The sequence below is a fragment of the Leptospira semungkisensis genome (genome assembly GCF_004770055.1).
GTDB lineage: Bacteria > Spirochaetota > Leptospiria > Leptospirales > Leptospiraceae > Leptospira_B > Leptospira_B semungkisensis.
Map to the genome: position 1 here is coordinate 261,489 of NZ_RQEP01000018.1, position 22,422 is coordinate 283,910.

General features: G+C 43.1%; 23 protein-coding genes. 9 read left to right on the plus strand and 14 right to left on the minus strand.

Annotated features, from left to right (window positions below):
- Window positions 1–19 precede the first annotated feature (19 nt).
- The 4 genes from murJ to lipB form a co-directional block, all read right to left on the minus strand.
- Window positions 20–1,609, minus strand: a complete 1,590-nt coding sequence (gene murJ / locus EHO59_RS12675) for a murein biosynthesis integral membrane protein MurJ (RefSeq protein ID WP_135588615.1) — start codon at window positions 1,607–1,609, stop codon at window positions 20–22.
- Between the two features lie 35 nt (window positions 1,610–1,644).
- Window positions 1,645–2,367, minus strand: a complete 723-nt coding sequence (locus EHO59_RS12680) for an STAS domain-containing protein (RefSeq protein WP_135588617.1) — start codon at window positions 2,365–2,367, stop codon at window positions 1,645–1,647.
- Window positions 2,368–2,373: 6 nt separating this feature from the next.
- Window positions 2,374–3,366, minus strand: a complete 993-nt coding sequence (locus tag EHO59_RS12685) for an LIC_12071 family protein (RefSeq protein WP_135588619.1) — start codon at window positions 3,364–3,366, stop codon at window positions 2,374–2,376.
- A 76-nt stretch (window positions 3,367–3,442) separates the two neighbouring features.
- On the minus strand, window positions 3,443–4,084 hold the full coding sequence (gene lipB, locus EHO59_RS12690) for a lipoyl(octanoyl) transferase LipB (RefSeq protein ID WP_167882112.1): 642 nt from the start codon (window positions 4,082–4,084) through the stop codon (window positions 3,443–3,445).
- Window positions 4,085–4,098: 14 nt separating this feature from the next.
- Here lipB and EHO59_RS12695 point away from each other — a divergent pair, with 14 nt between their 5' ends.
- The 3 genes from EHO59_RS12695 (at window position 4,099) to EHO59_RS12705 (ending at window position 6,052) form a co-directional block, all read left to right on the plus strand.
- Window positions 4,099–4,632, plus strand: coding sequence for a type II toxin-antitoxin system antitoxin SocA domain-containing protein (locus EHO59_RS12695; protein WP_135588621.1), 534 nt, complete (start codon window positions 4,099–4,101; stop codon window positions 4,630–4,632).
- A gap of 14 nt (window positions 4,633–4,646) precedes the next feature.
- Window positions 4,647–5,003, plus strand: coding sequence for an aspartate 1-decarboxylase (gene panD / locus EHO59_RS12700; protein ID WP_135588623.1), 357 nt, complete (start codon window positions 4,647–4,649; stop codon window positions 5,001–5,003).
- A gap of 197 nt (window positions 5,004–5,200) precedes the next feature.
- On the plus strand, window positions 5,201–6,052 hold the full coding sequence (locus EHO59_RS12705) for a hypothetical protein (protein ID WP_135588625.1): 852 nt from the start codon (window positions 5,201–5,203) through the stop codon (window positions 6,050–6,052).
- Between the two features lie 59 nt (window positions 6,053–6,111).
- Here the strand turns inward: EHO59_RS12705 and EHO59_RS12710 are convergent, their stop codons facing one another.
- Together EHO59_RS12710 and EHO59_RS12715 are read right to left on the minus strand one after the other, a co-directional pair.
- Entirely contained in the window at window positions 6,112–6,354 is a 243-nt protein-coding gene (locus EHO59_RS12710) for a hypothetical protein (protein WP_135588627.1), read from the minus strand.
- 87 nt (window positions 6,355–6,441) lie between these two features.
- Entirely contained in the window at window positions 6,442–6,726 is a 285-nt protein-coding gene (locus tag EHO59_RS12715) for a hypothetical protein (RefSeq protein ID WP_135588629.1), read from the minus strand.
- A gap of 116 nt (window positions 6,727–6,842) precedes the next feature.
- Here EHO59_RS12715 and EHO59_RS12720 point away from each other — a divergent pair, with 116 nt between their 5' ends.
- Window positions 6,843–8,324 (plus strand): HDOD domain-containing protein, encoded by a 1,482-nt coding sequence (locus EHO59_RS12720; protein WP_135588631.1) that lies wholly within the window; start codon window positions 6,843–6,845, stop codon window positions 8,322–8,324.
- Window positions 8,311–9,114, plus strand: a complete 804-nt coding sequence (locus EHO59_RS12725; protein WP_135588633.1) for an ABC transporter ATP-binding protein — start codon at window positions 8,311–8,313, stop codon at window positions 9,112–9,114. Before EHO59_RS12720 ends, EHO59_RS12725 begins: the two co-directional genes overlap by 14 nt.
- Before the next feature lie 17 nt (window positions 9,115–9,131).
- On the opposite strand, the gene topA is transcribed toward EHO59_RS12725, so the two are convergent.
- The 8 genes from topA to EHO59_RS12765 form a co-directional block, all read right to left on the minus strand.
- On the minus strand, window positions 9,132–10,976 hold the full coding sequence (gene topA / locus EHO59_RS12730; RefSeq protein WP_135588635.1) for a type I DNA topoisomerase: 1,845 nt from the start codon (window positions 10,974–10,976) through the stop codon (window positions 9,132–9,134).
- Window positions 10,977–10,981: 5 nt separating this feature from the next.
- Entirely contained in the window at window positions 10,982–12,358 is a 1,377-nt protein-coding gene (locus EHO59_RS12735; protein ID WP_135588637.1) for an MBOAT family O-acyltransferase, read from the minus strand.
- A gap of 21 nt (window positions 12,359–12,379) precedes the next feature.
- Complete coding sequence (locus tag EHO59_RS12740) at window positions 12,380–13,528, minus strand: DUF1574 family protein (protein WP_135588639.1); 1,149 nt, start codon at window positions 13,526–13,528, stop codon at window positions 12,380–12,382.
- A 99-nt stretch (window positions 13,529–13,627) separates the two neighbouring features.
- On the minus strand, window positions 13,628–14,476 hold the full coding sequence (locus EHO59_RS12745; RefSeq protein WP_135588641.1) for an oxygenase MpaB family protein: 849 nt from the start codon (window positions 14,474–14,476) through the stop codon (window positions 13,628–13,630).
- A 153-nt stretch (window positions 14,477–14,629) separates the two neighbouring features.
- Window positions 14,630–15,562 (minus strand): glycoside hydrolase family 16 protein, encoded by a 933-nt coding sequence (locus tag EHO59_RS12750; RefSeq protein WP_135588643.1) that lies wholly within the window; start codon window positions 15,560–15,562, stop codon window positions 14,630–14,632.
- Between the two features lie 108 nt (window positions 15,563–15,670).
- Complete coding sequence (cysK, locus tag EHO59_RS12755; RefSeq protein WP_135588645.1) at window positions 15,671–16,600, minus strand: cysteine synthase A; 930 nt, start codon at window positions 16,598–16,600, stop codon at window positions 15,671–15,673.
- 123 nt (window positions 16,601–16,723) lie between these two features.
- Window positions 16,724–17,791 carry a hypothetical protein gene (locus tag EHO59_RS12760; protein WP_135588647.1) on the minus strand — a complete coding sequence of 356 codons (1,068 nt, stop codon included), beginning with the start codon at window positions 17,789–17,791 and terminating at the stop codon, window positions 16,724–16,726.
- A 47-nt stretch (window positions 17,792–17,838) separates the two neighbouring features.
- A complete protein-coding gene (locus tag EHO59_RS12765; protein ID WP_135588649.1) occupies window positions 17,839–18,396 on the minus strand; it encodes a gamma carbonic anhydrase family protein in 558 nt (185 codons plus the stop codon).
- A gap of 221 nt (window positions 18,397–18,617) precedes the next feature.
- Here EHO59_RS12765 and lepB point away from each other — a divergent pair, with 221 nt between their 5' ends.
- The 4 genes from lepB to tpiA all read left to right on the plus strand — a co-directional run bounded on the left by lepB (window position 18,618) and on the right by tpiA (window position 22,338).
- Complete coding sequence (gene lepB / locus EHO59_RS12770; protein WP_135588651.1) at window positions 18,618–19,175, plus strand: signal peptidase I; 558 nt, start codon at window positions 18,618–18,620, stop codon at window positions 19,173–19,175.
- Window positions 19,176–19,353: 178 nt separating this feature from the next.
- The gene (gap, locus tag EHO59_RS12775) at window positions 19,354–20,364 is read left to right on the plus strand and encodes a type I glyceraldehyde-3-phosphate dehydrogenase (protein WP_135588653.1); all 1,011 of its coding nucleotides are present in this window, start codon (window positions 19,354–19,356) and stop codon (window positions 20,362–20,364) included.
- Between the two features lie 3 nt (window positions 20,365–20,367).
- Entirely contained in the window at window positions 20,368–21,558 is a 1,191-nt protein-coding gene (locus tag EHO59_RS12780) for a phosphoglycerate kinase (RefSeq protein ID WP_135588655.1), read from the plus strand.
- A gap of 27 nt (window positions 21,559–21,585) precedes the next feature.
- Window positions 21,586–22,338, plus strand: a complete 753-nt coding sequence (gene tpiA, locus EHO59_RS12785) for a triose-phosphate isomerase (protein ID WP_135588657.1) — start codon at window positions 21,586–21,588, stop codon at window positions 22,336–22,338.
- Window positions 22,339–22,422 lie beyond the last annotated feature (84 nt).

Sequence of the window (22,422 nt, forward strand, 5' to 3'; positions counted from 1 at the left end):
TCCGGAAATTCGGACAATGCTATCTTTTACGAAAGATTTTTCCAGTGATTAATCTTATCTCTTCGAGTCCTAAAGAAAGACTAGAGCCGAAGAAAATTCCCATGGCGGGAACAACCGCAATAAAAAGGGAAATGCGAGAAGAATTCGCGTAACTGAGTCCCTTCGAAAGCAGATTGGAAACAAGAGGGGAATGCACCCAAGTTTTATAGAAAAACAAAAAGATCCCCATAAACAATAGAGGAAGCAATAGAAGACTAGCCTTCTTCAGAAAACCTTTCCAAGGAAAATGAACACCATGCTTGGCGAGACTGCGCGAAAGCACAGTCCAGGTGATGATGGTAGAAACGGCAGACGCAAGAGCGATCGCAGAATGCTTCAAAGAAAAGACCAAGGAAAAATTTAAGATCAGATTTAAGGCAAAGGTAAATGCTTGGACCTTCAAAGGAGTTTTCGTGTCTTGGAAGGCATAAAAGGTAGAGATCAAAACCTTGTTCATGCTATAGAAAGGGACCGCAACGGAATAAAAGACCAAAGGAAGTATCGCTGTATTCGTAGCGACATGATCCCATCTTCCTCCAAAATAAATAGAGTCCAAAATAGGACCGGCAAGTATTCCCATTCCCAAGGCAGCAGGCGCAGTTAAGAAGGAAGCAAAACCCAGGACTCCCAGCATCTCATGAGGAACCTCGGCATGCCTATCCTGTTTCAAAGCGGAGAGTAACGCAGGCAAGGTGGTAGTCGCAAGAGCAACACCTATGATACCAGTAGGCAATTGAACCAGTCTTTGAGAATAATCCAAACTGACAACAGCGCCCAAACCAGGGTTATGGTTCTGCACCCAGTTCGCTAGAAAAATATCGACCAAAAGCCCAAGTTGATAAAAGCCACCTCCGATCGCAGCAGGAAGCATAAGCTTGAATATCTTTTGGATTGCCGGATGCTTATAATTCCAGGAAAAGATCGGACCCTCTCCATTCTTAGAAACGTACCAAGCCTGGACCAGTAGTTGTATCACACCACCAGTCACAATCGCAAAGCAAAGCACTTGCACCTTTGTCAAAAGTTCCCATTCTACAAAAGGGAAAACTCCCAGAAAGATCACAAGATAACTTAAATTTAATATAATAGGAGAAAGCGAAGGAACAAAGAAACGGTTCTTCACATTCGAGATAGCCATGTAAATGGAAGAAAGACTCGCAGTAACGATTAAGAAAAATAGAATATAGGTGAGCTCAACTACAAGGCCAGAATATTCAGGACTCCCTCCCACAAGCAAGGGCAAAGCGAAGGGAGAAACAGTGAACACAAGAACTACGAAACAAAGAAGAATAACAAAGAGAAAACTTAAGACGGCACCGCTCATTCTCCTAGCGGCTTCTTCTCCTTCTTTTCCTGCATCGGAATAGAGAGGCATGAACGACTGAGAGAGAGTACCTTCTGCAAGAAGGTTACGGAACATATTCGGCAATCTATACGCTACTGAGAAGGCAGAGGCAACCATTCCAGTCCCGAAGGAGACAGCCATGAAATGATCTCGGAATAGACCCAGGATCCTTGAGATGAGAGTATAAAAGGAAAGAGCGAAACTTCTTTTAGCGGCCTGGGACAAGTAAATCCTTCGTATCCGGTTCGACCGGAAGAAAACTAATCGAGTAGTTTCTCTAAGTATCGAACTCCGCCGGTCCTACTCACGTCAAACTGAATTCCGCAATTCGGACATTGATGACGGCCTAGACTTTTGATACGCAAGCGAGACCTGCAAGACTCGCAGTACAAGATCCTTTCCTGGGCAGCTGCTCTCGCCTGTTCTACTGAATGATCCAAGTTCTTTGCAATGGAAGAAGGAGATGGATTCTCTTTTACAAGCTCTCCTCCTTGGATCGGAACAGTGCTCAATTCTGGAATGAATTCCAAAGGAGCGGATTGGCTTTGCTTTCCGGAAGAATAAAATTGCACAGGACGAGTTTGGCGTAGAGAAGAAATAGAATCATATCCGGGCTCCGGCTTTGTTCTTCTATCTTCTATCTTTAAGGAAGATAACCAAATCTCTGCCTCTTTCTCATGAACAAAGAAATTAGAAGCTTGCTTTAGACCAAAGAGTCCCAAGACCAAGGAACTTTCTTCATTCCAATCACTGAATGCAATGCTTCCTCCGTGTTTCTCGAAAAAGCTTTTGAGTTCTAATAAGGAGGAAATACCATCCTCTTCCAAATATTCTATAGAAGAAGAAACGACTAGGACAAGTCTATCACCTTCTTCCCATCTGGATTTGATGAAACGAACTAAGTCGAATGCCGAATAAGAATCCAAGATCCCTTTCGGAACAACTTTTAAGATCTTTCCCTTTTTTGTGGTGCGAATTTCCAAAGAAGATTATCCTAGATAAATAGCGTCTAAAATTTCCGCTTTCTCTTTGGAAGCTGTAGGAGCTCCCACATGAGTTGCGATTGGCATAGGTTTTTCCAAAACATCTGAGCGGCTTGGAACATATCTCTCTTCGCGTATTGGAGGAGGAGAAGAAGGAGAATGACTACTTGTTTCCTTCCAGCGAATATGCCCCTGAGTCTGTGCAAAATCAACCTTCTCCCATAGAGGAGGATCGGAAGGACTCGCAATATATTCCCCTTCTCTCGTAAAGGATGTTCTAACACTCTTGATGAGTATATGAGCGAATCCTATGATCAAAGAACAGATAAATGCGATGATTGCATTGTTCTGAAGTGTCCACCAGAAGAGCTCGGTTTGGATCCTTACGAAATGAGCAAAATTCCCTCTTTCATATCTCATATGAAGAGAAGCGACTCTCTCGAATTTCTCAGGATGATAAACCGCCATCGACAATAAGACTTCTGGAGTGAGTATCTCAGGAAAATAAGGAGCCACCAAAGTCATCAGCTTATTGTTCTCGAAAGTTTTCTTAGATTCCAGAAGAATAGGAGTGCTGATCTGCCACTTTCTCAAGCGATGCGCAGAAGTATAACTGAGAGAAAGAAATTTGGACTCTGGCTTTCTTTTGCTTCTAGGTTCGGACACATAATCCTCGTTAGACGAAGCGAGCACGACTCCGGAATCGGTGACCATACTGATCTCTGAAATGATAAATCCTTCCTTATCCCCAGAAGTTACTTTTACCAAACGAGAGAATGCGAAATTGAGATCTTCCAACTTCTCCTGGTTTAGTTTTCCTTCACTGGATTTAGAAATGGCACCTATCGTATCCCTTGCTCTTTCATCCGACAGATTCCGGATCTGTTCAAACGAAGCGAGAGAAGATTCCAGATACGACCAGGCCGAGGCTCCGATCGCGATCCCTTCACAAATTATGAGTGCTAAGAGAAAGAATAGAATATGTTTGAAAATCTGCACCTGAGAACCTCTCTTCCTTTGAAAATCGGCCGATTTAGTCGATTCTCTAAAGGAGAAAATCAGACAAGAATGGGGATTAAACGGAGATAGCTTGCAAATTTTTCAGAAATTTGGCCTGAAAGTTTTGGATCCATTTTTTCTTAGTGCCAGGGTCCGAAGGAAGTCCCAATTGAGAGATCGAGATCATAGACCTCCAGTCCTGGCCGCAAGGATGAATGCATTGGAAAGCGGAGAAATCATTCGAAACATTCAGAGCAATCCCGTAACTAGTGAACCAGGATTTGAATAATACGCCCATGGAGAGTATCTTTCGTTTGGGATCCTGAGCCAAATACAAACCTGGAGCATCCGGATTTTTGACCAAATCCAGATCCCAGACTTCTTTTACCGAATCGATAACCGCGTCCAAAATGAAATTTAGAAAATCTGAAATTGCTAATTCCCTTTTTTTTAAGTCCAAATGTATATAGGTTACGATCTGTCCGGGTTCGTGAGCGGTGTAATCTCCTCCTCTCTTTATATAATGGAGAGAGATCCCGCTCTCGGAAAGGAAATCTTGATTTCGGAGTAGGTTTCCGATATTATAATTGATCCCCCCGGTTATCGTAAGAGGGTGTTCCAAAAATAGGATCGATTCCTTCCGCGCAGCTCTTGCTCCCTCTTGGAAGAGGACATATCTGTCGTACGGAACCGGACTCTGTAGGGAAAAAACCTTCACTAGTGTGATTATCTATGGAAAAGCTGCTCGAAGTCATCTCCTTTATACTGCAAAGATCTCCGAGAGGGCGAAACCGTCAGGAATTAGCAAAACTCATTTATCTCTCGGACGGAGTATTCTTCCAAAAATACGCCAAAGTGATTACCGAGCAGAAATACATCCACTTAGAAGATTCCCCCTATCCGATGGAATTGAATCAAGCGTTGCTTCATCTAAAAGAAAACCGTCTAATTGATGTGACCCCGAAATTGACGGATACCGGTATATCCGGTTATCTTTTGACCTGGGTGGGAACGAGCCACGAGGACGAGATCGATCTGAATCGTCAGGAAAAACGTATCCTTCGCAAAGTCCTAGAGAATTTCAAGGGAAGCGTTTACGACGAGAATCGTGTGTATCCAAATCTCTATGAGAATTACGTGATTACTCCTCTTTTCTCCGAGATTAAGTTTAGTAAAGAAACCATTAATACTAAAATCCACTTCTTTAAGAGAAAAACGCTTTTGAATATATCGGGCAAAATATTTAAGGTACTTTTTAGCGAGTAACCAGGATTATTAGAATGCAGATCACTGTTTGCAAAGGCAAGATCCATAGAGCCACCGTTACGGATGCCGACTTAAATTACGAAGGCAGCCTGACCGTAGATATGGACTTAGTAGATGCCGCGGGAATGTTCCCGTATGAAAAAGTATCCGTGGTGAACGTAAACAATGGCGCCAGATTCGAAACCTATCTGATCGAAGGAAAGAGAGGTTCCGGAGAGATCTGCCTGAATGGAGCTGCGGCTCGTTTAGGAATGAAGGGAGACAAGGTAATCATCATCTCCTACGGATCTCTCGAAGAAAAGGATCTGCCCAAGGGTTACAAACCTCAGGTGGTTCTGGTAGACGAGAAGAACCATATCAAAAAAGCCTAATTTCCTTTCCTGGGAATCGGGCTCTTCTTCAAATAATCCCGCTGGACGAAAAATCCCTTCTACTATAAAATCGATGCTCTCCTCGGGAGAGAGACGTAAATCCGCCTTTTTTCGATAAAAAACGAAATGCTTATCTAAGTTTCGGGGTGGATTTGTCGATATTCAATAGGAAGAACCGTACTGGGATTATTACACGCATGAAGTCCGTCGCTAAATACACTTTTATCCTATTATTCTTACTTTTGGGAAGCGCTGCTTCCGGCCAAAACAACGCCGAGAAGGATACAAAGTCCGGTTCTGGCGGAGTAGAATACTATCCTCTCGCGTATTACGACGATAGGCTCCTGGTAAAAGACGTCTCCTTCTTCCGCAGGCATGCGGACAACGGTAAGGGAGAGTTCATGGACGTAATGGTCGAACTCGAGAACAGAGACTTTGACCCTGCTAATTTTGCGATCTATATACTTGCAGTGAACGAAACTCCACTTTCTAAAGTGGATGATCGCAGAGAACTGGTCCCCTTCCCTAAATGGAGACAGTACGATGTGGAAGAAAGCACTAAGGTGATCAACTTCCATAACCTAGTTCCGGTGAAACTGGACAATAAGGCAGTATGGGGAGAAAAAAGATTCGGAGACGTTAAGAAGGATTACGACGACAAGATCGCCAGAGGGGAAAGGATCAAAATGCCGAACCCGAATCTGGACGAACTCGTTCATTTTCTAACAAATAATCCGAAAGATGCTCTTCCTATCGTTCTTTATGGAGAAGAAGGTCCGAACAAGGACAAGGTTCTCATCAGTAACTTCGTTCCTCAGAATGCAGAAGATTTGCAAAAACAAAAGCATGATAGCTTAAGCAAGCACACGTATACCATCTACAACGCTAAGTATAAGACTACGATCTTCTCTCACCATTATACTGAGTATCGCCCAGGATATTTCACCTTCAATAAGGTTGTGGTTCTGATCTTCAATCCTCAAAAGGAAAAGAACAAACTAGTCTATCGTAAAATCATAGACATCAACGGGTTGAAGCTAGTCAACTAAGCCAGGAAACCCAAGGCGAAGGCACAAAAAAAGGACTCCAAAAGAGTCCTTTTTTATTTCTAAGGAGTTTGTCCCGACTGCGGCCTGCGATACTTGTCTATGCTACCGGGAACGAATCTCGTGGTCCAGAGGCCTCGGTCGATGTTTTTCTCGACCCAACCCTTTCCATGATCCCATCTTCCATCCGACAAGAAGTCGAAAAAATAGGAAGAATTCATGTACCGGTAGGAATCCATGATATCTAAGATATCCCGGCTTCCCGGTTCCTCTGGGCCCTCTTCGTAGAAGAAGTTATTATCCATTCGTCTCTACCATGAATCGTTTCATCGAAATGTCCATCTTAATTTACCTAATGAGAAAATAATCTAGATCCAAATCCAGGAGGAAGTTCACGGCTCGTCTCCTGATACTTTAGACTCTGGCTCGGGGGAATTCCCCTCCAAAGGCTTGGGTAAAGAGTAAAGAAAAGGAAGAAATCCCTGGTTTTTATCCGGTTCGGATTCCTTTCGGAGAAACCGAGCCTGTTTTTTCCGAACAGAGCTCTTGATGCGTCTGAACTTCTCCGCCTCATCCAGTAGACCATCCAATCTAGTTTCTAAGAAGAATTTCAGTTCGTCCTGAAGATCCTCCCTTCCCTCTAAATCCTTTTGCGTATTTTTCGGATCCGACTCCATATTTCCCGCTCCCCATATTGATTTTAAATTTCCCCCGGACAAATCGGGTTCGGAAACATAGAATCCGCTCGTATTTTTTTCTTGCGACAGCGGGCTTTTTACCTAAATTTGAGGCAATGCTAAATGCAACGGAACTCACTGAGACTCTAGTCGCCGGTAAAGAAATAGATCTAGAATATAGATTTATTTCTGATGAAGATCATCAGCAGATCTACCTACTCCTCCTACAAATTTTAGGGAACCTTGATCGACTCTTTTTGACAGAAGTCGTCTCGACTATCCTAAAAGAACTCCTGATGAATGCCAATAAGGCGAATGCAAAGAGGATCTTCTTTCTTACAGAAGGACTCAATATCAACGAATCTTCTCACTATAACAAGGGAATGAAACGGTTCTTAGAAGAGATCATTCATAAATGGGATGAACAGGAGAAGGTACTGAAAGGTTCCAATTTGGCAGTGCGACTCCGAGCCAAGATCATGAATCAGAATCTGATCTTTCTAATAGAGAATGATGCTGCTCTTCTTCCCCAAGAATTGGAAAGGATCAAAGCAAGGCTCGAATCGGCGAGTAAGTTCAACGATCTATCGGATGCATTTCTCTCCATGGCGGATAGTCAGGAAAGCGCGGGCCTTGGCCTTGTACTCATTCAACTCCTTCTGAAAAACTCAGGGATCGGTTCCGACAAATTCAAGATTGAAACAGATGGAAAGATCACAAGAGCTACTCTAGTGATACCTAAGCAGATCGTTCCATTGGATGTTGCCACCAAACTCAAGGATAAGATCTTCGCGGAGGTCGAAGGACTTCCTCCTCTTCCAAACACATTGACTAGAATCATTAATCTTTGCAACAATCCGGACTCTGATCTTGGCGTCATTGCGAATGAGATAGAAAAGAATCCCGCTATGAGTGCGGATCTTTTAAAACTATCCAACTCCGCGGGATTCGCCAGTAGGAATAAGGTGAATACCATCGTCCAAGCTGTTAAGGTCGTAGGACTGAAAAACGTTCGAAACCTTCTCTACGTTTCCGGAGTAAGAAAGATCATGGAAGGAAGGTATTCCAAATTGCAGGAAGTTTGGAATCACTCGAATCTCGCAAGCTTCTTCGCAAGACAGGTCTCTCAAAGAGCCGGACTAGGCAAGCTTTCGGATATCGCTGCAGTCGGTGCTCTTCTGCATGATTTGGGAAAATTCATTTTACTTTCCTTGGAACCTACTTTGTTCAAACGCTTAGCGTCTTACCAAAAACATAGGGATCTCTCCAATTCGACTATACTCGAAGAGATCTCAACCGGGATCTCTCATCCTACTTTAGGTGCTATGCTTGCTAGGAAATGGGATTTTCCTCCGGATCTGGTCCACATGATCGAATTCCATCATAGAGCCTTCATGGCGTCTAACACCATTTATGTGGATTTAGTCGATTCAGTATATCTCGCCAATATGATGTGCGACTATCTGGAGAAGAAGATCAGCTATTATGCCGTCGATTCCAGCATTTTGAAAAAATTCCAATTGGACGATAAGGCCAAGTTTGAGGAGACTTGCGAAAAACTGGCCAAGGCTTACGAGATAGCAAATGAAGAAAACTGAACAGACCGCTCCTTTATTAAGCCTGCATGGGATCAAATTCTATAGATCTGGAACTCCGATCTTGGATGGGGTCGACTTGCAGATCAGCTCCGGAGAGCATTGGGTTCTTCTTGGCAGAAATGGAGCAGGAAAGACTACTCTGGTCAATCTGATCTACGGTTCCGTATGGCCAACTGCCGGCAGGATCAATCTATTCGGCGAGACCTTTGGAGAAACTCCTCTCCAAGTACTTCGCTATAAGATCGGTATTCTGGATTCTTCTCAGCAGGAAAGCGCTCTGCAAAAAGGGCTTACAGTCCACGACGTACTACTTACCGGCTTTTTTCATACCATCGGCTTCTATAGAGAATCCGATCCTTGGGAAGAAAAAGAAGCAGAACGAATCTTAGAAGAAAACGGATTCGGAGCCAAAAGAAACCAATTGTTTCGCACTCTTTCTTCTGGAGAAAAGAAGAAGGTACTCTTCCTAAGAGCAATGTGCACTTCTCCAGAATTTGTGATCCTGGATGAGCCCTGCTCCGGTTTGGATCTGACTGCGAGAGAGGACTTCATAGACTTCTTGGATGAATATAAGAAAAACCGCAACTTTACTTCTATCTATATCACTCACAGAATAGACGAGATCCCTCCTTTCTACGAGCATGCTGCTCTTTTGAAATCCGGAAAGATCCTGTTCTCAGGAAATATCCTGGATGCATTCACCTCTGAGAAACTCACTCAGCTTTATGACAGAAAAGTCGTGGTGGAAAATAAGAACGGTACTTGGATGGCGATCAACGAGAGAAGATAATTCTCTTTCTTAACTTCTTAAGAAACATACTCCGCATAATCACATTCGGGGAATCTAGAGCAGATATAATATTCTTTTTTCTTAGAGGATTTTTTTCTGACTCTTTCTCCTTGCTTGCATACCGGACAGATCCCATATCTAGCGACCTTTGGTTTCTGTCTCAACTCCGAATTGATCTTTTTGATATCGGTTTTCTTCAGACTGGAATCTAGAAAAGAATAGAATTCGGAAAGTACTTTCGATCTAGATTCTTCTCCTTGCGCGATTGAATCCAGTTTTCCTTCCATTTCAGAAGTGAATTTTTCTCTGAATAGCTCGGAAAAGGCAGCTTGTAGGAAGGAGTTTACTTTCTCTCCTAAGATTTCCGCGAATAATTTTCCTTTTTCGGAGCGTGCATATTTTCGTTTATAAAGAGTTTCTAATATAGCCGCAAATGTAGATGGTCTTCCGATTCCTTCTTTTTCCAGTTTGGCGATTAGGCTCGCCTCCGTATATCTGGGTGGAGGTTCCGTGGTTTTTTGAACTAAGTCCCAAGAAGAAGGAGAAAGTAGATCTTCCTTTTTCCAGAAAGGAAACTTTTCCGGATTTCCTCCGTACAAGATCTTATATCCTGGATCCAGTGTGAATGTACCTTCTCCCTTCCAAACAAGACCGCCAGCCTCTGCAGTGAATTCCAATCTCTTCCATCTTTCCGATTTCATCTGAGAGGCAATGGATCGTTTCCATATTAGCTCATAGAGTTTTTTTGCATCCTTACTTAATGCTCTTTCTCCCAACCTGTGAAGCGAATCCGGATCCAAGAAAGGATCTACTGGTCGAATTGCCTCATGAGCATCCTGAGCCTTGCCCTTGCTCTTCTTGACCCGGTACGAGCTTGTGGTCTCGGACAACGAATCTTCTCCAAATAAAGAAGCTACCTTCTTTCGTATGGACCCCAATGCCTGAGATGAGATTCGGACAGAGTCTGTTCTCATGTATGTGATGAGTCCTTGGGTCTTTCCTTTTCCGAGATCCACTCCTTCGTACAATTCCTGTGCTAATCTCATCGTCTTTGCGGCAGGAAGCTTCAGGCTACGAAACGCTTCCTGTTGCAAGGATGCAGTGGTGAATGGAGAAGGAGGAAGAGTTTGTCCATCCTTCTCTTTTCTGGTCAGGACCTTGAGACGATCCGTTTTATTTAATATGGATTTCAGAAAATCAGATGCGGCTTCTTCCGAAGTAAATGCATCTAGGTCCGGATAGAATAGGATCTTTTCTTTTTCGCCCGAACCGAAGGGGACAGTGGCCGCGACTAACCAGGAAGTTTCCGGAACAAAGATGCGAATCTCTTCTTCTCTCTCAGAAATCCATTTTAAAGCAACTGACTGCACTCTACCCGCAGAAAGTCCATCGCCGATCGCTCTCCATAGAAAAGGACTTACCTTATAACCGATAAGCCGATCTAGGATCCTTCTTGCCTTTTGAGAATCTACTAAATCAGGATCAATCGGTCCCGGATTGGATACTGCGCTTAAGATCGTTTCTTTGCTGATCTCTTGAAAGCGAATGCGAGAAATATTTTTCTTCTTACCGATCTTCTCTGCGAGTATAGAACCTATAAACTCCCCTTCTCTATCCGGGTCAGTAGCGATCAGTATTTGAGAAGAAGCCTTGGCTTCTTTCAGGATTGCGGAGAGAATTTGCTTCTTTCCTTTGAGAATTACATATTCGGGAGAAAAATCATTCTCTATCTCTATTCCAAGTCTGTCGGAAGGAAGATCGAACACATGCCCGAAGGTCGCGAGAACTTTGAATTCCTTTCCGAGATACGAAGAGATCGTTTTGACTTTCGTGGGAGACTCTACGATCAGAAGGACAGACATGCAAATTAGAATTGGAAATAGATAAAGGATCTCTCTCCAGAAACCGAGCCTGCAATCCAGAAACCTGCCAAAATACTTGCGATCGGCAAGGCATAGAGAGCGATTAATTTCACTCTTTTAGATTTCAGTTTGATCCCACCGAATTCTACCCAATGCAATAAGACAAAAGCAATCAGAATCCAATTCGTTCCCCAAGGAAGCTTTAGTTTTTCACCTGAAATATTTACGAGTCCTTGCAAGAATGCAAACGCATGAACAAGAGAATCTGCTCGAAAGAAAACCCATCCGATACAAACCAAATGAAATACGACTAAAGCGGAGATAAACTTAGGTGTCTTTTTGAAAAAGGACAACTTGGAATTGATCCATCTTTCGATCCCGAGCAATGCCCCGTGCCAGGCTCCCCATATTACGAAAGTATAATTCGCTCCATGCCATAATCCTCCGAGAAGCATGGTAGTGAATAGATTGATATTCGTACGAGTTGCTCCCCCTCGGTTTCCGCCCAAAGGAATATAAAGATAATCTCTCAACCAAGTAGAAAGAGAAATATGCCAGCGTCTCCAGAACTCTCTCATAGATGAGGAGAAATAAGGTCCCAAGAAATTCGGAGGTAACTTATATCCTAATAGAAGGGAACATCCTCTGGCAATATCCGTATAACCGGAGAAATCACAATAGATCTGGATCGCAAATCCGTAAAAAGACCACCAATGAGCTTCCGCAGTAAAGCTTCCTGGAGAAGAATAAACTGTATCGATCCAAGGAGAGATCTGATCGGCGATCAAGACCTTCTTGATAAGTCCGATGACAATCCACCAAGAGCCTATGATCGCGAAAGGCATTCTGGGATTCTTAGGAACATGTATCCTGGTCAGAAAATCCTTAGCCCTTAGAATCGGTCCCGCGATCAATTGAGGAAAGAATAGAATGAAAAGTAGGAAATCTCTAAGGGAAACCTTGTATTGAAAATCTCCTCTATGCACATCCATTTGAAAAGAGATCATTTGGAATGTATAGAAGCTGATCGCTAAAGGCAGAACCCATAGATTCGTTTCCGGTAGGCCTGTAGAATTTATTCCGAGATCCCCTAGGATCTGCTTAAAGAAAGGATAATATTTAAATACGAAAAGGTTGATCAGGTTTAAAAGCAAGATCCAAGCGAGCCTTTTCTTATCACCCTGCCTTTCAAAAAAATAATAGAAGGCGTAATTCAACACTACGATCAAAACAAAATGAAAAAGAAAGAGTAAACTCCAGTATCCATAGAATACGAAGGAAGCCAGGATCAGAAAATCCCTTCTGAAGCGATGATTCAATGCCCAGTAAACGCAATAGACTACGGAAAAGAAGATGAGAAAGGCGAGACTATTAAATAACATAAAATCTGTCTGAATTCCTTCCTATTTGCCCCTGAGCAAGAAAGAGGCCAATTCGGTATAGCAACGCTCGGAAAGATGGTTTGCATCCTGATAATAATTGCATTTCATAGGGAACTGATTTGCATCCAGATACGTTTCTCCGGACCTAAGGATCGTATCTATGATCTTTGTTTGAACTTCTCTTTGACTCGCTTCGTCATTTGCAAAGCCCTGCAAGATCGTATGAAGTTTTGCACTCCAATATAAAGCCGGGATCTTTTTATCCTGCAAGAGTCGAATGATCTTTACTAAAGCTTCGTATTCACTTTGGTCTACTCGGAAAGGCTGGCCCGCCTGTTCCTCTTCAGCAAGTTCTCTTCTCTTTACGAATTGGTTGCTATAGATTTCTCCTAAACTTGCGTCCGGATTATTATGATCTTCGAATTTATGATTTTCTATTTCTTCTCTATGTTTCTTGGAGAAGGAATGCTTTGTTCCTCCCATAGAACCTCTCTCCATTTCTTCCATTACAAGAGCGCCCCAGCCAAGGTCGTCTCCCTTGATATAAGTTACCAAGTTCTTAGGAGAGAATCTGTATTTGTATGCGAGAAAGATCCTAGGATAGGTAATGTCCCAGACATTCTCCCAACCCAACTCTCTCCAATGAGAAAAGCCGTATTCGAGAGGGATCACATTTTGCTTTAAGAATTCTTTAAATTTTCTGCGATCGGAAAAACTATCCCTAGTGACTTCTACAAGAACAAGATCAGGTTTCCATCCTTTCTCAATTGCTTGCAGAAGACGAACATAGATCAAGCTCATGCTCGCCCCTTGCATTCCGATGCTGATTCCTTCCCAATCTTTTAGAGTTTCTCTTCCTTCAGGAGTTAAAAACGGATCCTTGAGAGTGTATCCTAAATTAGGATACCCGCTGAAGTTCATAGTGCGAGAAGTACCTGCAGCTAAGAATATCTTTTTAGATTTAATATATTCTAATTCGGTTAAGTCTTCATTCTGGATCAGAGAAGAAAAGGCCGCATCGTACGGACGGTACGAGGCCAGAGTGGTCCGAACGGAATCAAGAACTAAGATTTTGTCTGCGAGGATATAGGAGAATAAGGCCAGCGCCGGTATAATAAAAATGAAGAATTTTTGCCCTCTTCGGCTTTGGCCCTGGATCTTAGGATTCACGCTCCATCCTGTCTAAGGGTCGAGGACTCCAAGGCAAGCCATTTTTAGATCCTTAACTTGTCAGATCGAAGCGAATGGACTTGCCTCAGGTTTCTACTCTTAATGAGGACCCAATTCTTCGATCAAATATCCATTCGGATAGGTTGGATTCTCTCTCTTGGTCACGTAATATGGAGTCCTTCTAGGAGGCCAAAAATAACGAAGAACAAAGGCCCTAAGTTTCAATACAGAATAAGCGAGTCCCGCTACGAATGGATTCGGATCAGGAAATCCAACTGCATTTCTAAGTTGTTTATCCATCAAAGAGAACACAGCATGATAAACTAAGTATTCCAAACCTGGAATCTTAGGAATCCTGCCGGATGCAATCCTCATCGTTGCCATGGCCACCTGTTCTGTATCCAGAGTGCATTTGAAATTTTCATTTTCGTAGCTTCGATTGAACTTCTCCAATTCTTCGTAGGTCTCCGGAATGTCTTTGATCCCCATCATCTTTCCGATCTTCTTCCAAAGATAGAAATTCGCGAGCCTCTCCTTCTCCGTGCTTTTTCTCCAACCGAATCTTTCATTCCAACGAGAAGGTTCGAAAACAAAAGTCGTAAGAGTATATAGAAAGTCTTCGTTTCGAATATTATATTGCTTATGGATCTGGTTCAATCTACGGATCGCTTGCTTTCCTCGATCGCTTTCGAGTCCGTTCTCGATAAGCTCTGCGAGTATCAGAGCAGTATCATCATATCTCTTTTGCCCAGCATTTTCGAATTGCTTTGTGGTATTTAAGATCTTGGAGATGGAAGGAACTGCAAATGTCCTAAAGAAAGAGATCGCAAGAGAGATCTCTACATCCTGAGGGAAATCATAACTCCCCGCAAGGAATACGATCTTCTGAAAATCCTTCTCAGGATCCAGCTGATTAATTTGTTCCAAAACTTTCAAGCGGTTGAACATTTGTATACTTTTTCCTTTTTCCGAATGATCGGAATGTATTCATTCTCACGCACGAATGATTGGTGGAAGGATCTTTGCAAGTATTTTACTCGAATACTTTTATAGCAAACCAAAAGGAAGCGGGATAAAATTAGAAAAATGGAATAGAGCTTACTATTCTCGGACAGTGTCGGAATGATTTAGCCCTTGGCTTCTCAAAGAATCTATCTTGCTAGCGATTTGGTCCGGGGCAATGATCCGGTTCTTCTCATAATATACCCAATCCACTCTCTCCTCGTATTCTCTGAGAGAAGTCTGGCTCGTATCCAAATCTCCAGAGTCGCTTAGGAACCAGAGATTGAAACTGATCCTCATCGGGTTGTCGGGAACCACATGACCTGTATGTTTTATTTTTAAGATTCCATCCACATAGTATTTCGTATAAGAATCACTTACTTGCAGAACAAGAATATGCCAGCCGTCCAAGCTTTCCGTATCCGGAGTCGAAATATCATCATAAAAGTTTGTATTCGGATTGTACGTTCCCCATGTTGTTAAGAATAAAGTAGAGCTTGATTCTCCCCAACCTCCCTGTCCCAGATATTCGAAATCACATTCGCTGTACATAGGATCTCCTCCGTATACAAGAGGAGTGATCAAGAAAAAGGTTTGGTTTACCTTATCATAAGTGACCCCGCTTGTTGCAGAATCAAAGAATCTAATGCGTGCCGCGTACGTTCCTCTAAAGAATTTTCTAGGTCCAGTGGCAATTTCGGATTGGATCGTATTGGATACGCTTCCTTGTGTAGTCGCGCTCAATCTTAAGTAGGTATCACTTCCTTCTAAACCGAAGGACATTTGAGACTCGCTCCAAGATGCTCCACTTGGCCCAGGTCCTCCGCTATCATTTCGAAAAGTCCAAGAATTTTGCGAATTAGCGCTTGTAGTATCCGAATAAGAAAAATCATCAAAGAAGATCCCGGTTCCAGGATCTTCTCCCAAGAATATGGACAGAAGCTTTGCATCCTCATTCGAATGAGAAGGAACGCATTGTATGAATAGTATAAAAAGAGCAATCTCTGCTCTAAGGAAGCGAGAGGCCATCATCTTATATAAGCATTCGACTCTTGGATTTTCTCAAAGAGAGAGGCCTAAAACAAAAAATCCCGGCGAATTTGCCGGGATTTCTCGCTTAGGAATAACCTAAAGAATGTCTTAGCCGTTAGAAGGAACTGGGAAAAGTCCTTCGATGGATAGATATCTTTCTCCGGTATCATAGTTGAAGGTAAGAACAGTAGAACCTTCAGGGATCTCAGGAAGTTTTTTCGCAACAGCAGCAAGAGCGGCTCCGGAAGAAACTCCTAAGAAGATACCTTCTTCTTTAGCAGCGCGAAGAGCATAGCTGAATGCTTCGTCTTTAGAAACTTGAATAACTCCATCTAATAGATCAGTATGCAAGTTTTTAGGAATGAATCCTGCTCCAATTCCTTGGATTGGGTGCGGTCCTGGCTTTCCTCCAGAGATCACTGGAGAAGCTTCTGGCTCAACAGCGTACACCTTAGTCTTAGGGAATTTTTCCTTTAGGACTTTCGCAACACCTGTGATATGTCCTCCAGTACCTACTCCGGTAATCAAAACATCCACTCCGTTCGGGAAGTCTTTCAAGATCTCCGCAGCAGTAGTCTCTACGTGAACTTTGATGTTTGCTTCGTTCTCGAACTGTTGAGGCATCCAAGCCTTAGGATTTTCAGCAACTAGTTGCTTTGCTCTTTCAATTGCGCCTGGCATTCCTTTCTCACGAGGAGTTAGATCGAATTCCGCGCCGTAAGCAGCCATGATCCTACGTCTTTCCACGCTCATAGACTCAGGCATAACCAGGATAAGTCTGTATCCTTTTACTGCTGCGACTAGGGCCAGACCGATACCGGTGTTTCCGGAAGTTGGCTCGATGATAACAGTGTCTTTCGTGAGTTTTCCGCTCTTCTCAGCGTCTTCGATCATAGAAAGAGCGATACGATCCTTGATGGATCCGCCGGGATTACTGCGCTCTAATTTGGCATATACGGTATACTTAGGTCCAAACAGTCGGTTGATCTTCACATGCGGAGTATTACCGATTGTCTCTAAGATATTATTTGCTTTCATTGGGAATTCCTACCTTTCCAGCTGGGCCTTAGCCTATTCGCTACTATATTAAACATATTTTTCAATATATCAAATGTGATCAATGAAAAAAGATATTTAAGGGTGAGATATTTCTAAGGAGGCCTAAACTTCTTTCAAGACAATTCCGGAGAGAAAGGCTTCTGTTTCTGGTCCCCAGGAAATTCCGAGCCCACGATAAACTGCATAAATCGTAGAAATATGCACATTGGAATCTCCAGGAGTGGCTGCGTAACCTCGAACTTCTCGGCCCAAAACTTCCAAAGCCGAGAGAGGAAAGACAGCATGAGAAAAGATCCTACCGTACAATCCTCTATCCCTGCCCGAAGAAAAGATGGAGTTCGTAGAAACAAGCTCAGTGGTACTTAAAAAAGGATCGTTTTCGATCTTGGAGACCAACCATTCCTTTTTGATCTCCTTCTTCAAACGCAAATGAAATCGGATCAAATGCATGTACGGAGAATTAATCGTTATGGAAGAAGATCCCAGTCGGATCTGAAACCCAAGTTCCTTGTACACCTCGTTCAGAAGACGTCCATGGTGAGTTCCGGTCTCTGATTCGGGCAAAACCAAAAGTGGTCCAGTCACGTGAGGATCATTCTTTGCCATATCGGCATCCCTTCGGATCACGAAAAAGTCAGCCTCTTCTAAAAGAGAAGTAAGTTCCTTGGGGGAATGTTCGTAGAAGGGACGCAAGATCCCTGCAAGAGTATGTGTATTGCAAGTGGACACATGGATGAATCTAGGAAGTTCCTTTTCCAAAATAGAAATGCTATCCGGATACAAGAACTGAGGTCCGAAAGAATGTTCACTTCCTTGGGCGATAAAGATCCTGATTTTTTCATAGATCGGATCGTCATATTCCGATTTTCTTTTATCTGCAATACCGGGAGGAGAAGAATCACAAAGCACCGAACATTGGGCCATTGCATCCTCTTTAGAGATCCATTCCGGAAAGAAGTTACGAACTCCGTTTGCTCCATCGTCTACGATCTTTCCTCCTTTCTCTAAGAGAGATAGGATCTGAGGAATTTCGGCTTTTTGCAACCGATACGGTTCTATAAAAACCTGAAAGCCTCCGAATTTATTCTGGAGCAGCAATAAAAGGGACGCCAAAGGCCATCCGATCACTCCAGTTCCTCTTAAATATACTCCCTGTATTGTCTCTCTCACGAATGAATTAGTCCTGAGTTTATTATATTATTCTGAATTATATTTTCTTAAACAGAACTGATCCTGTAGGAAGGATCTTCTAAGTAGTTGTTCTTGTACATCACGTAATTTGCAGCAGTCCTGTCTATCATCTGTCTTTCTTGCTCTGTGATATCTCTAACAATTTTTCCGGGAGAACCCATGACCATTACACCGGGAGGGATAATCTTTCCCGGGGTTACCATCGCTCCGGCGGCTACGAAAGAATATTCTCCTAATTCTACCCCGTCCATGACGATGGCTCCCATTCCCACGAATGCCTTGTCCTTCAGTTTGCATCCATGCAGAATCGCTCTGTGACCAACAGAAACATGATTTCCGATCTCTACAGGATGAGTGTTTTTGGAAACATGGATAACGGTCATATCCTGGATATTCACACCGTCTCCGATCCGAATATAATTTACATCCCCTCTCACCAGGGTTTGGAACCAAATGGAAGAATCCTTTCCGATAGTAACATCTCCTACCACCAAAGAGCCTGGAGCTAAAAAAACACTCTCATCAATCAAAGGTCTTTTTCCCAGATATTCGAGAACGTTTCCCGCAATATGGACTTCCTGCATAGATTCCCCCGATGTTTCCATCCTACTCTTTCAAGGAAGAGGAACAAGTCTAAATTCCAGAAAATGGAAATCGAACAGAAGGTTTCCTCAAGCGAGTTAGTTAAAGAACTTCTATTTTAGCGTGGGAGCTATTCTTAAAATGAGGAAAGGATTCAAATCCTTAGGTCTTTTTTGATAAAATCTATTTTGACCTTTTCTACGGGAAACTTAGCTTAGTAAAAATGTTCCCGCTAAAAAGAGAATTCGGAGAGAAGGACAAAAAGTTCGATAAAAAGAAGTTTGCTCAGATTCTTTCTATTTCTTTAACAATTGGATTCACATTTGCTTTCATTTTAAGGGTCTGGATTTTCTTTCCTTTTGTTCCTGAAACGGAAGAAATGTCCCCAACCTTCCCCAAAGGAAAAAGAATTTATATCAGCAGATGGGTTCGAGATTCTTCTCTGTTTTTGGGAGATGTAGTGCTCGCAGAACATCCCACTCAAAAAGACAAGGTGGTTCTCGTACGGATCGTGGGAAAATCAGGAGACCAAATCTCTCTGAAAGACAAGGTATTGTTTCGTAATGGTGTCTCCGAGAGAGAAGAAAAACTTCCCTTCCAATTGCAATACAAGGATGCAAGAGACCCACTTCCCAGCACTCATTCCAATCGGGACAACCTATCTACAGTTCTTGTAGAAGATCGAAAGTATTTTCTTCTCTGTGACAACCGAGACGATTGCTTAGACTCTAGAGACTTTGGGCAACTTCCCTTTGAAAAGATCTTAGGCAAGGTTCTGTAATCCGCTCAAAACGGCTCTTGCTCTTTAGTTAGGAGCAAGTTCTTCTTTTATCCTCTGTTATCTTAACCATGAAATTCTGCAAAAAACGGATTTTCAGGATGGTTTTCCCGGAAAAACATGTATTTACGGGCTTTCAGCCCCCATCCTCATACAGAACCTAAGGAAAAAAGGGAAGAACATGACGACAAGAATCGCTATCAACGGATTCGGACGAATCGGCCGCCTGGTATTTCGCTCCGGAATTAAAGATCCAAATATTGAGATCGTAGCAATCAATGACCTCGTAACCCCAGATAATTTGGGCTATCTTTTAAAATACGATTCTACTCACGGACGTTTTAACGGAACCGTAGAACATACTGAAAAAGAACTCATCGTAGACGGTAAGAAAGTACTCTGCGTTTCCGAAAGAGACCCTGAAAAGCTCCCATGGAAAGATCTCAAAGTAGACTTCGTGGTAGAATCTACCGGACTATTCACTGACAGAGTCGGAGCAGAAAAACACCTGAAAGCCGGAGCGAAAAAAGTAGTGATCTCTGCTCCTGCAAAAGACAAAGACATTCCTACCTTCGTGATGGGAGTCAATAACGAGAAGTACGATGCTGCCAAAGATCACGTTGTATCCAACGCTTCTTGCACTACAAACTGTCTTGCTCCAATCACTAAAGTGGTTCTGGACAATTTCGGAATTGAAGAAGGTCTTATGACCACTATTCACGCTACAACTTCCACTCAACCTACTGTTGACGGTCCTTCTAAAAAGGATTGGAGAGGAGGAAGAGGAGCAATGCAAAACATCATTCCTGCTTCTACAGGAGCGGCTAAAGCGGTCGGTCTTTGCATTCCAGAAGTAAATGGAAAACTGACTGGTATGTCTTTCCGAGTTCCTGTTCCTGACGTTTCCGTCGTGGATCTAACAGTAAAAACTACCAAAGAAACCAGCCTCAAAGAAATTTCTGCAAAAATGAAAGAAGCTTCTGAAGGTGCAATGAAAGGCATCCTCGGTTACACAGATGAGATGGTTGTTTCCAACGACTTCTTGAGCTCTACTCTTTCTTCTATCTTCGATGCGGATGCTTGTATCGAGCTGAACTCCAGATTCTTCAAATTGGTTTCCTGGTATGACAACGAAATGGGATACTCTAACAGAGTGTTAGATCTCATTCGTTACATGGCAAAAAAAGGATAATCGATGCAATTACCTAGACTCGAAAACGAGGACCTCCAAGGAAAACGAGTTTTTCTACGAGTCGACTTTAACGTTCCACTAGAGAATGGAAAGGTCACGGACAAGACCAGAATTGAAAAGACTCTTCCTACCATCGAATTACTGATCAAGAAGGGAGCCCGTTTGGTGATCGCAAGCCATTTGGGCCGTCCGAAAGGAAAACCTGATCCTCTGTATTCCATGCAACCGGTATTCGATGTGTTCAAAGAGATGGTCAAGACCCAAGTCTCCTTCTCCAAAGACGTAATCGGTGAAAACGCCGTAAAACTTTCCAAGTCACTAAAAGACGGAGAAATCCTTCTCTTGGAAAATTTACGTTTTCATAAAGAAGAAGAAGAGAATGATCCAGGTTTTTCCAAGAGCCTCGCAGCCCTCGCAGATGTGTATGTAAACGACGCATTTGGAGCGGCTCATAGGGCTCATTCTTCCACCGAAGGGATTGCCCATCTTCTTCCTTCTTTTGCGGGTCTATTGATGTATAAGGAGATCACTGAATTATCGGGTCTTCTTTCTCGCCCTGCGAAACCTTTCGTAGCGATCATCGGAGGCTCCAAGGTTTCTTCTAAGATCAGTGTGATCAAAAACCTTATCGAGAAGGTGGATCATATTTTGATCGGCGGAGGAATGGCCTATACATTCTTAAAATCCAGAGCGATTCCCGTAGGAAATTCCTTGGTTGAGAAAGACTTCGAAGTAGAAGCTTTTCAGCTCATAGAAAAAGCGGGAGTGGCCGGAGTGGATTTCCAACTGCCAGTGGATCATGTCATCGCAGACAAATTCGATGCGAATGCCAAGACCAAGACGGTAGACAAGATGGGAATCTTGGACGGCTGGATGGGAATGGATATCGGTCCTAAGACCATTTCAAATTACGAAAAAGTAATTAAGAATGCGGCTACCATCGTTTGGAACGGTCCTATGGGAGTTTTCGAGTTCGATAAATTCGCACCAGGCACCATGGCAATTGCAAAGGCAGTCGCTAAGTCCAAGGCAAAGACTGTCGTTGGTGGAGGAGATTCCATCGCGGCGATCAACAAAGCCAAGGTAGAAGATAAGATCACACACGTTTCTACTGGAGGAGGAGCCTCCCTGGAATTCTTGGAAGGCAAAAAACTTCCTGGAGTTGTGGCTCTTCTAAAATCCGAAGAAAGATAATCTGAAAATAAGTTGGAAGGAAATTATATGCGCCCTAAGATCATAGCAGGTAACTGGAAAATGAATCTTTCCGAGAAGGAAGCCTTGGCTCTTGCCACTGGCTTAAAAGAGAAATTGCCTTCTCGCCTCGGAGATAAAAAGGCCGTAGTATTTCCTTCCTCCATTCATTTAGCTTCTGTCGCGCGGATCCTGGAGAATTCTCCAGTTTCCGTCGGAGCTCAGAATATATACCCTTCCCCACTGACTGCAATGACCGGCGAAACTGGTCCGGACCAATTGTCCGAACTTGGGATCGGTTTTGCTCTAGTCGGTCACTCAGAAAGAAGACAATTCCTGAAAGAGACTAGCGTATTCTGTAATCAAAAGATCTCTTATCTTGCTAAGAACGGTTTTACCGCAATCTATTGTGTGGGAGAAACCTTAGAAGAAAGAGAAGCAGGCAAGACTTTCGAAGTATTGAGTAAGCAGATCCAAGAAGGATTGGGTTCTATCCCAAGCGATATATTCCCGAGAATCTGGGTTGCCTATGAGCCAGTTTGGGCCATTGGAACCGGAAAGGTAGCAAGCCCTGCCCAAGCGCAAGAGGCGCATGCATTTATCCGAAAAGAGATATCTGGTCTCTTTCAAAACGGAAAATCAATCGCAGATACGACTCCGATTCTGTATGGAGGTTCGGTCAAGGCTGATAACGTGAAGGAACTCCTAGGCCAACCCGATATAGACGGAGGATTGGTAGGTGGAGCAAGCCAGAAGCTGGACAGCTTTCTCGCTCTATTCTAAGTAGTAGATCCTACAAAGTTCGCAGCAATATCCAAGCTCTACTTTTAGAGCGGACTTTTCAGTTTCCGAAACCGCTTGTCAGCC

What these genes read in the sequence shown, in the direction of transcription:
- EHO59_RS12695 (WP_135588621.1), top strand. Translation starts at nt 4,099, where the DNA reads ATGGAAAAGCTGCTCGAAGTCATCTCCTTTATACTGCAAAGATCTCCG.
- panD (WP_135588623.1), top strand. Translation starts at nt 4,647, where the DNA reads ATGCAGATCACTGTTTGCAAAGGCAAGATCCATAGAGCCACCGTTACG.
- EHO59_RS12705 (WP_135588625.1), top strand. Translation starts at nt 5,201, where the DNA reads ATGAAGTCCGTCGCTAAATACACTTTTATCCTATTATTCTTACTTTTG.
- EHO59_RS12710 (WP_135588627.1), bottom strand. Translation starts at nt 6,354, where the DNA reads ATGGATAATAACTTCTTCTACGAAGAGGGCCCAGAGGAACCGGGAAGC.
- EHO59_RS12715 (WP_135588629.1), bottom strand. Translation starts at nt 6,726, where the DNA reads ATGGAGTCGGATCCGAAAAATACGCAAAAGGATTTAGAGGGAAGGGAG.
- EHO59_RS12720 (WP_135588631.1), top strand. Translation starts at nt 6,843, where the DNA reads ATGCTAAATGCAACGGAACTCACTGAGACTCTAGTCGCCGGTAAAGAA.
- EHO59_RS12725 (WP_135588633.1), top strand. Translation starts at nt 8,311, where the DNA reads ATGAAGAAAACTGAACAGACCGCTCCTTTATTAAGCCTGCATGGGATC.
- topA (WP_135588635.1), bottom strand. Translation starts at nt 10,976, where the DNA reads ATGTCTGTCCTTCTGATCGTAGAGTCTCCCACGAAAGTCAAAACGATC.
- EHO59_RS12735 (WP_135588637.1), bottom strand. Translation starts at nt 12,358, where the DNA reads ATGTTATTTAATAGTCTCGCCTTTCTCATCTTCTTTTCCGTAGTCTAT.
- EHO59_RS12745 (WP_135588641.1), bottom strand. Translation starts at nt 14,476, where the DNA reads ATGTTCAACCGCTTGAAAGTTTTGGAACAAATTAATCAGCTGGATCCT.
- EHO59_RS12750 (WP_135588643.1), bottom strand. Translation starts at nt 15,562, where the DNA reads ATGATGGCCTCTCGCTTCCTTAGAGCAGAGATTGCTCTTTTTATACTA.
- cysK (WP_135588645.1), bottom strand. Translation starts at nt 16,600, where the DNA reads ATGAAAGCAAATAATATCTTAGAGACAATCGGTAATACTCCGCATGTG.
- EHO59_RS12765 (WP_135588649.1), bottom strand. Translation starts at nt 18,396, where the DNA reads ATGCAGGAAGTCCATATTGCGGGAAACGTTCTCGAATATCTGGGAAAA.
- lepB (WP_135588651.1), top strand. Translation starts at nt 18,618, where the DNA reads ATGTTCCCGCTAAAAAGAGAATTCGGAGAGAAGGACAAAAAGTTCGAT.
- gap (WP_135588653.1), top strand. Translation starts at nt 19,354, where the DNA reads ATGACGACAAGAATCGCTATCAACGGATTCGGACGAATCGGCCGCCTG.
- EHO59_RS12780 (WP_135588655.1), top strand. Translation starts at nt 20,368, where the DNA reads ATGCAATTACCTAGACTCGAAAACGAGGACCTCCAAGGAAAACGAGTT.
- tpiA (WP_135588657.1), top strand. Translation starts at nt 21,586, where the DNA reads ATGCGCCCTAAGATCATAGCAGGTAACTGGAAAATGAATCTTTCCGAG.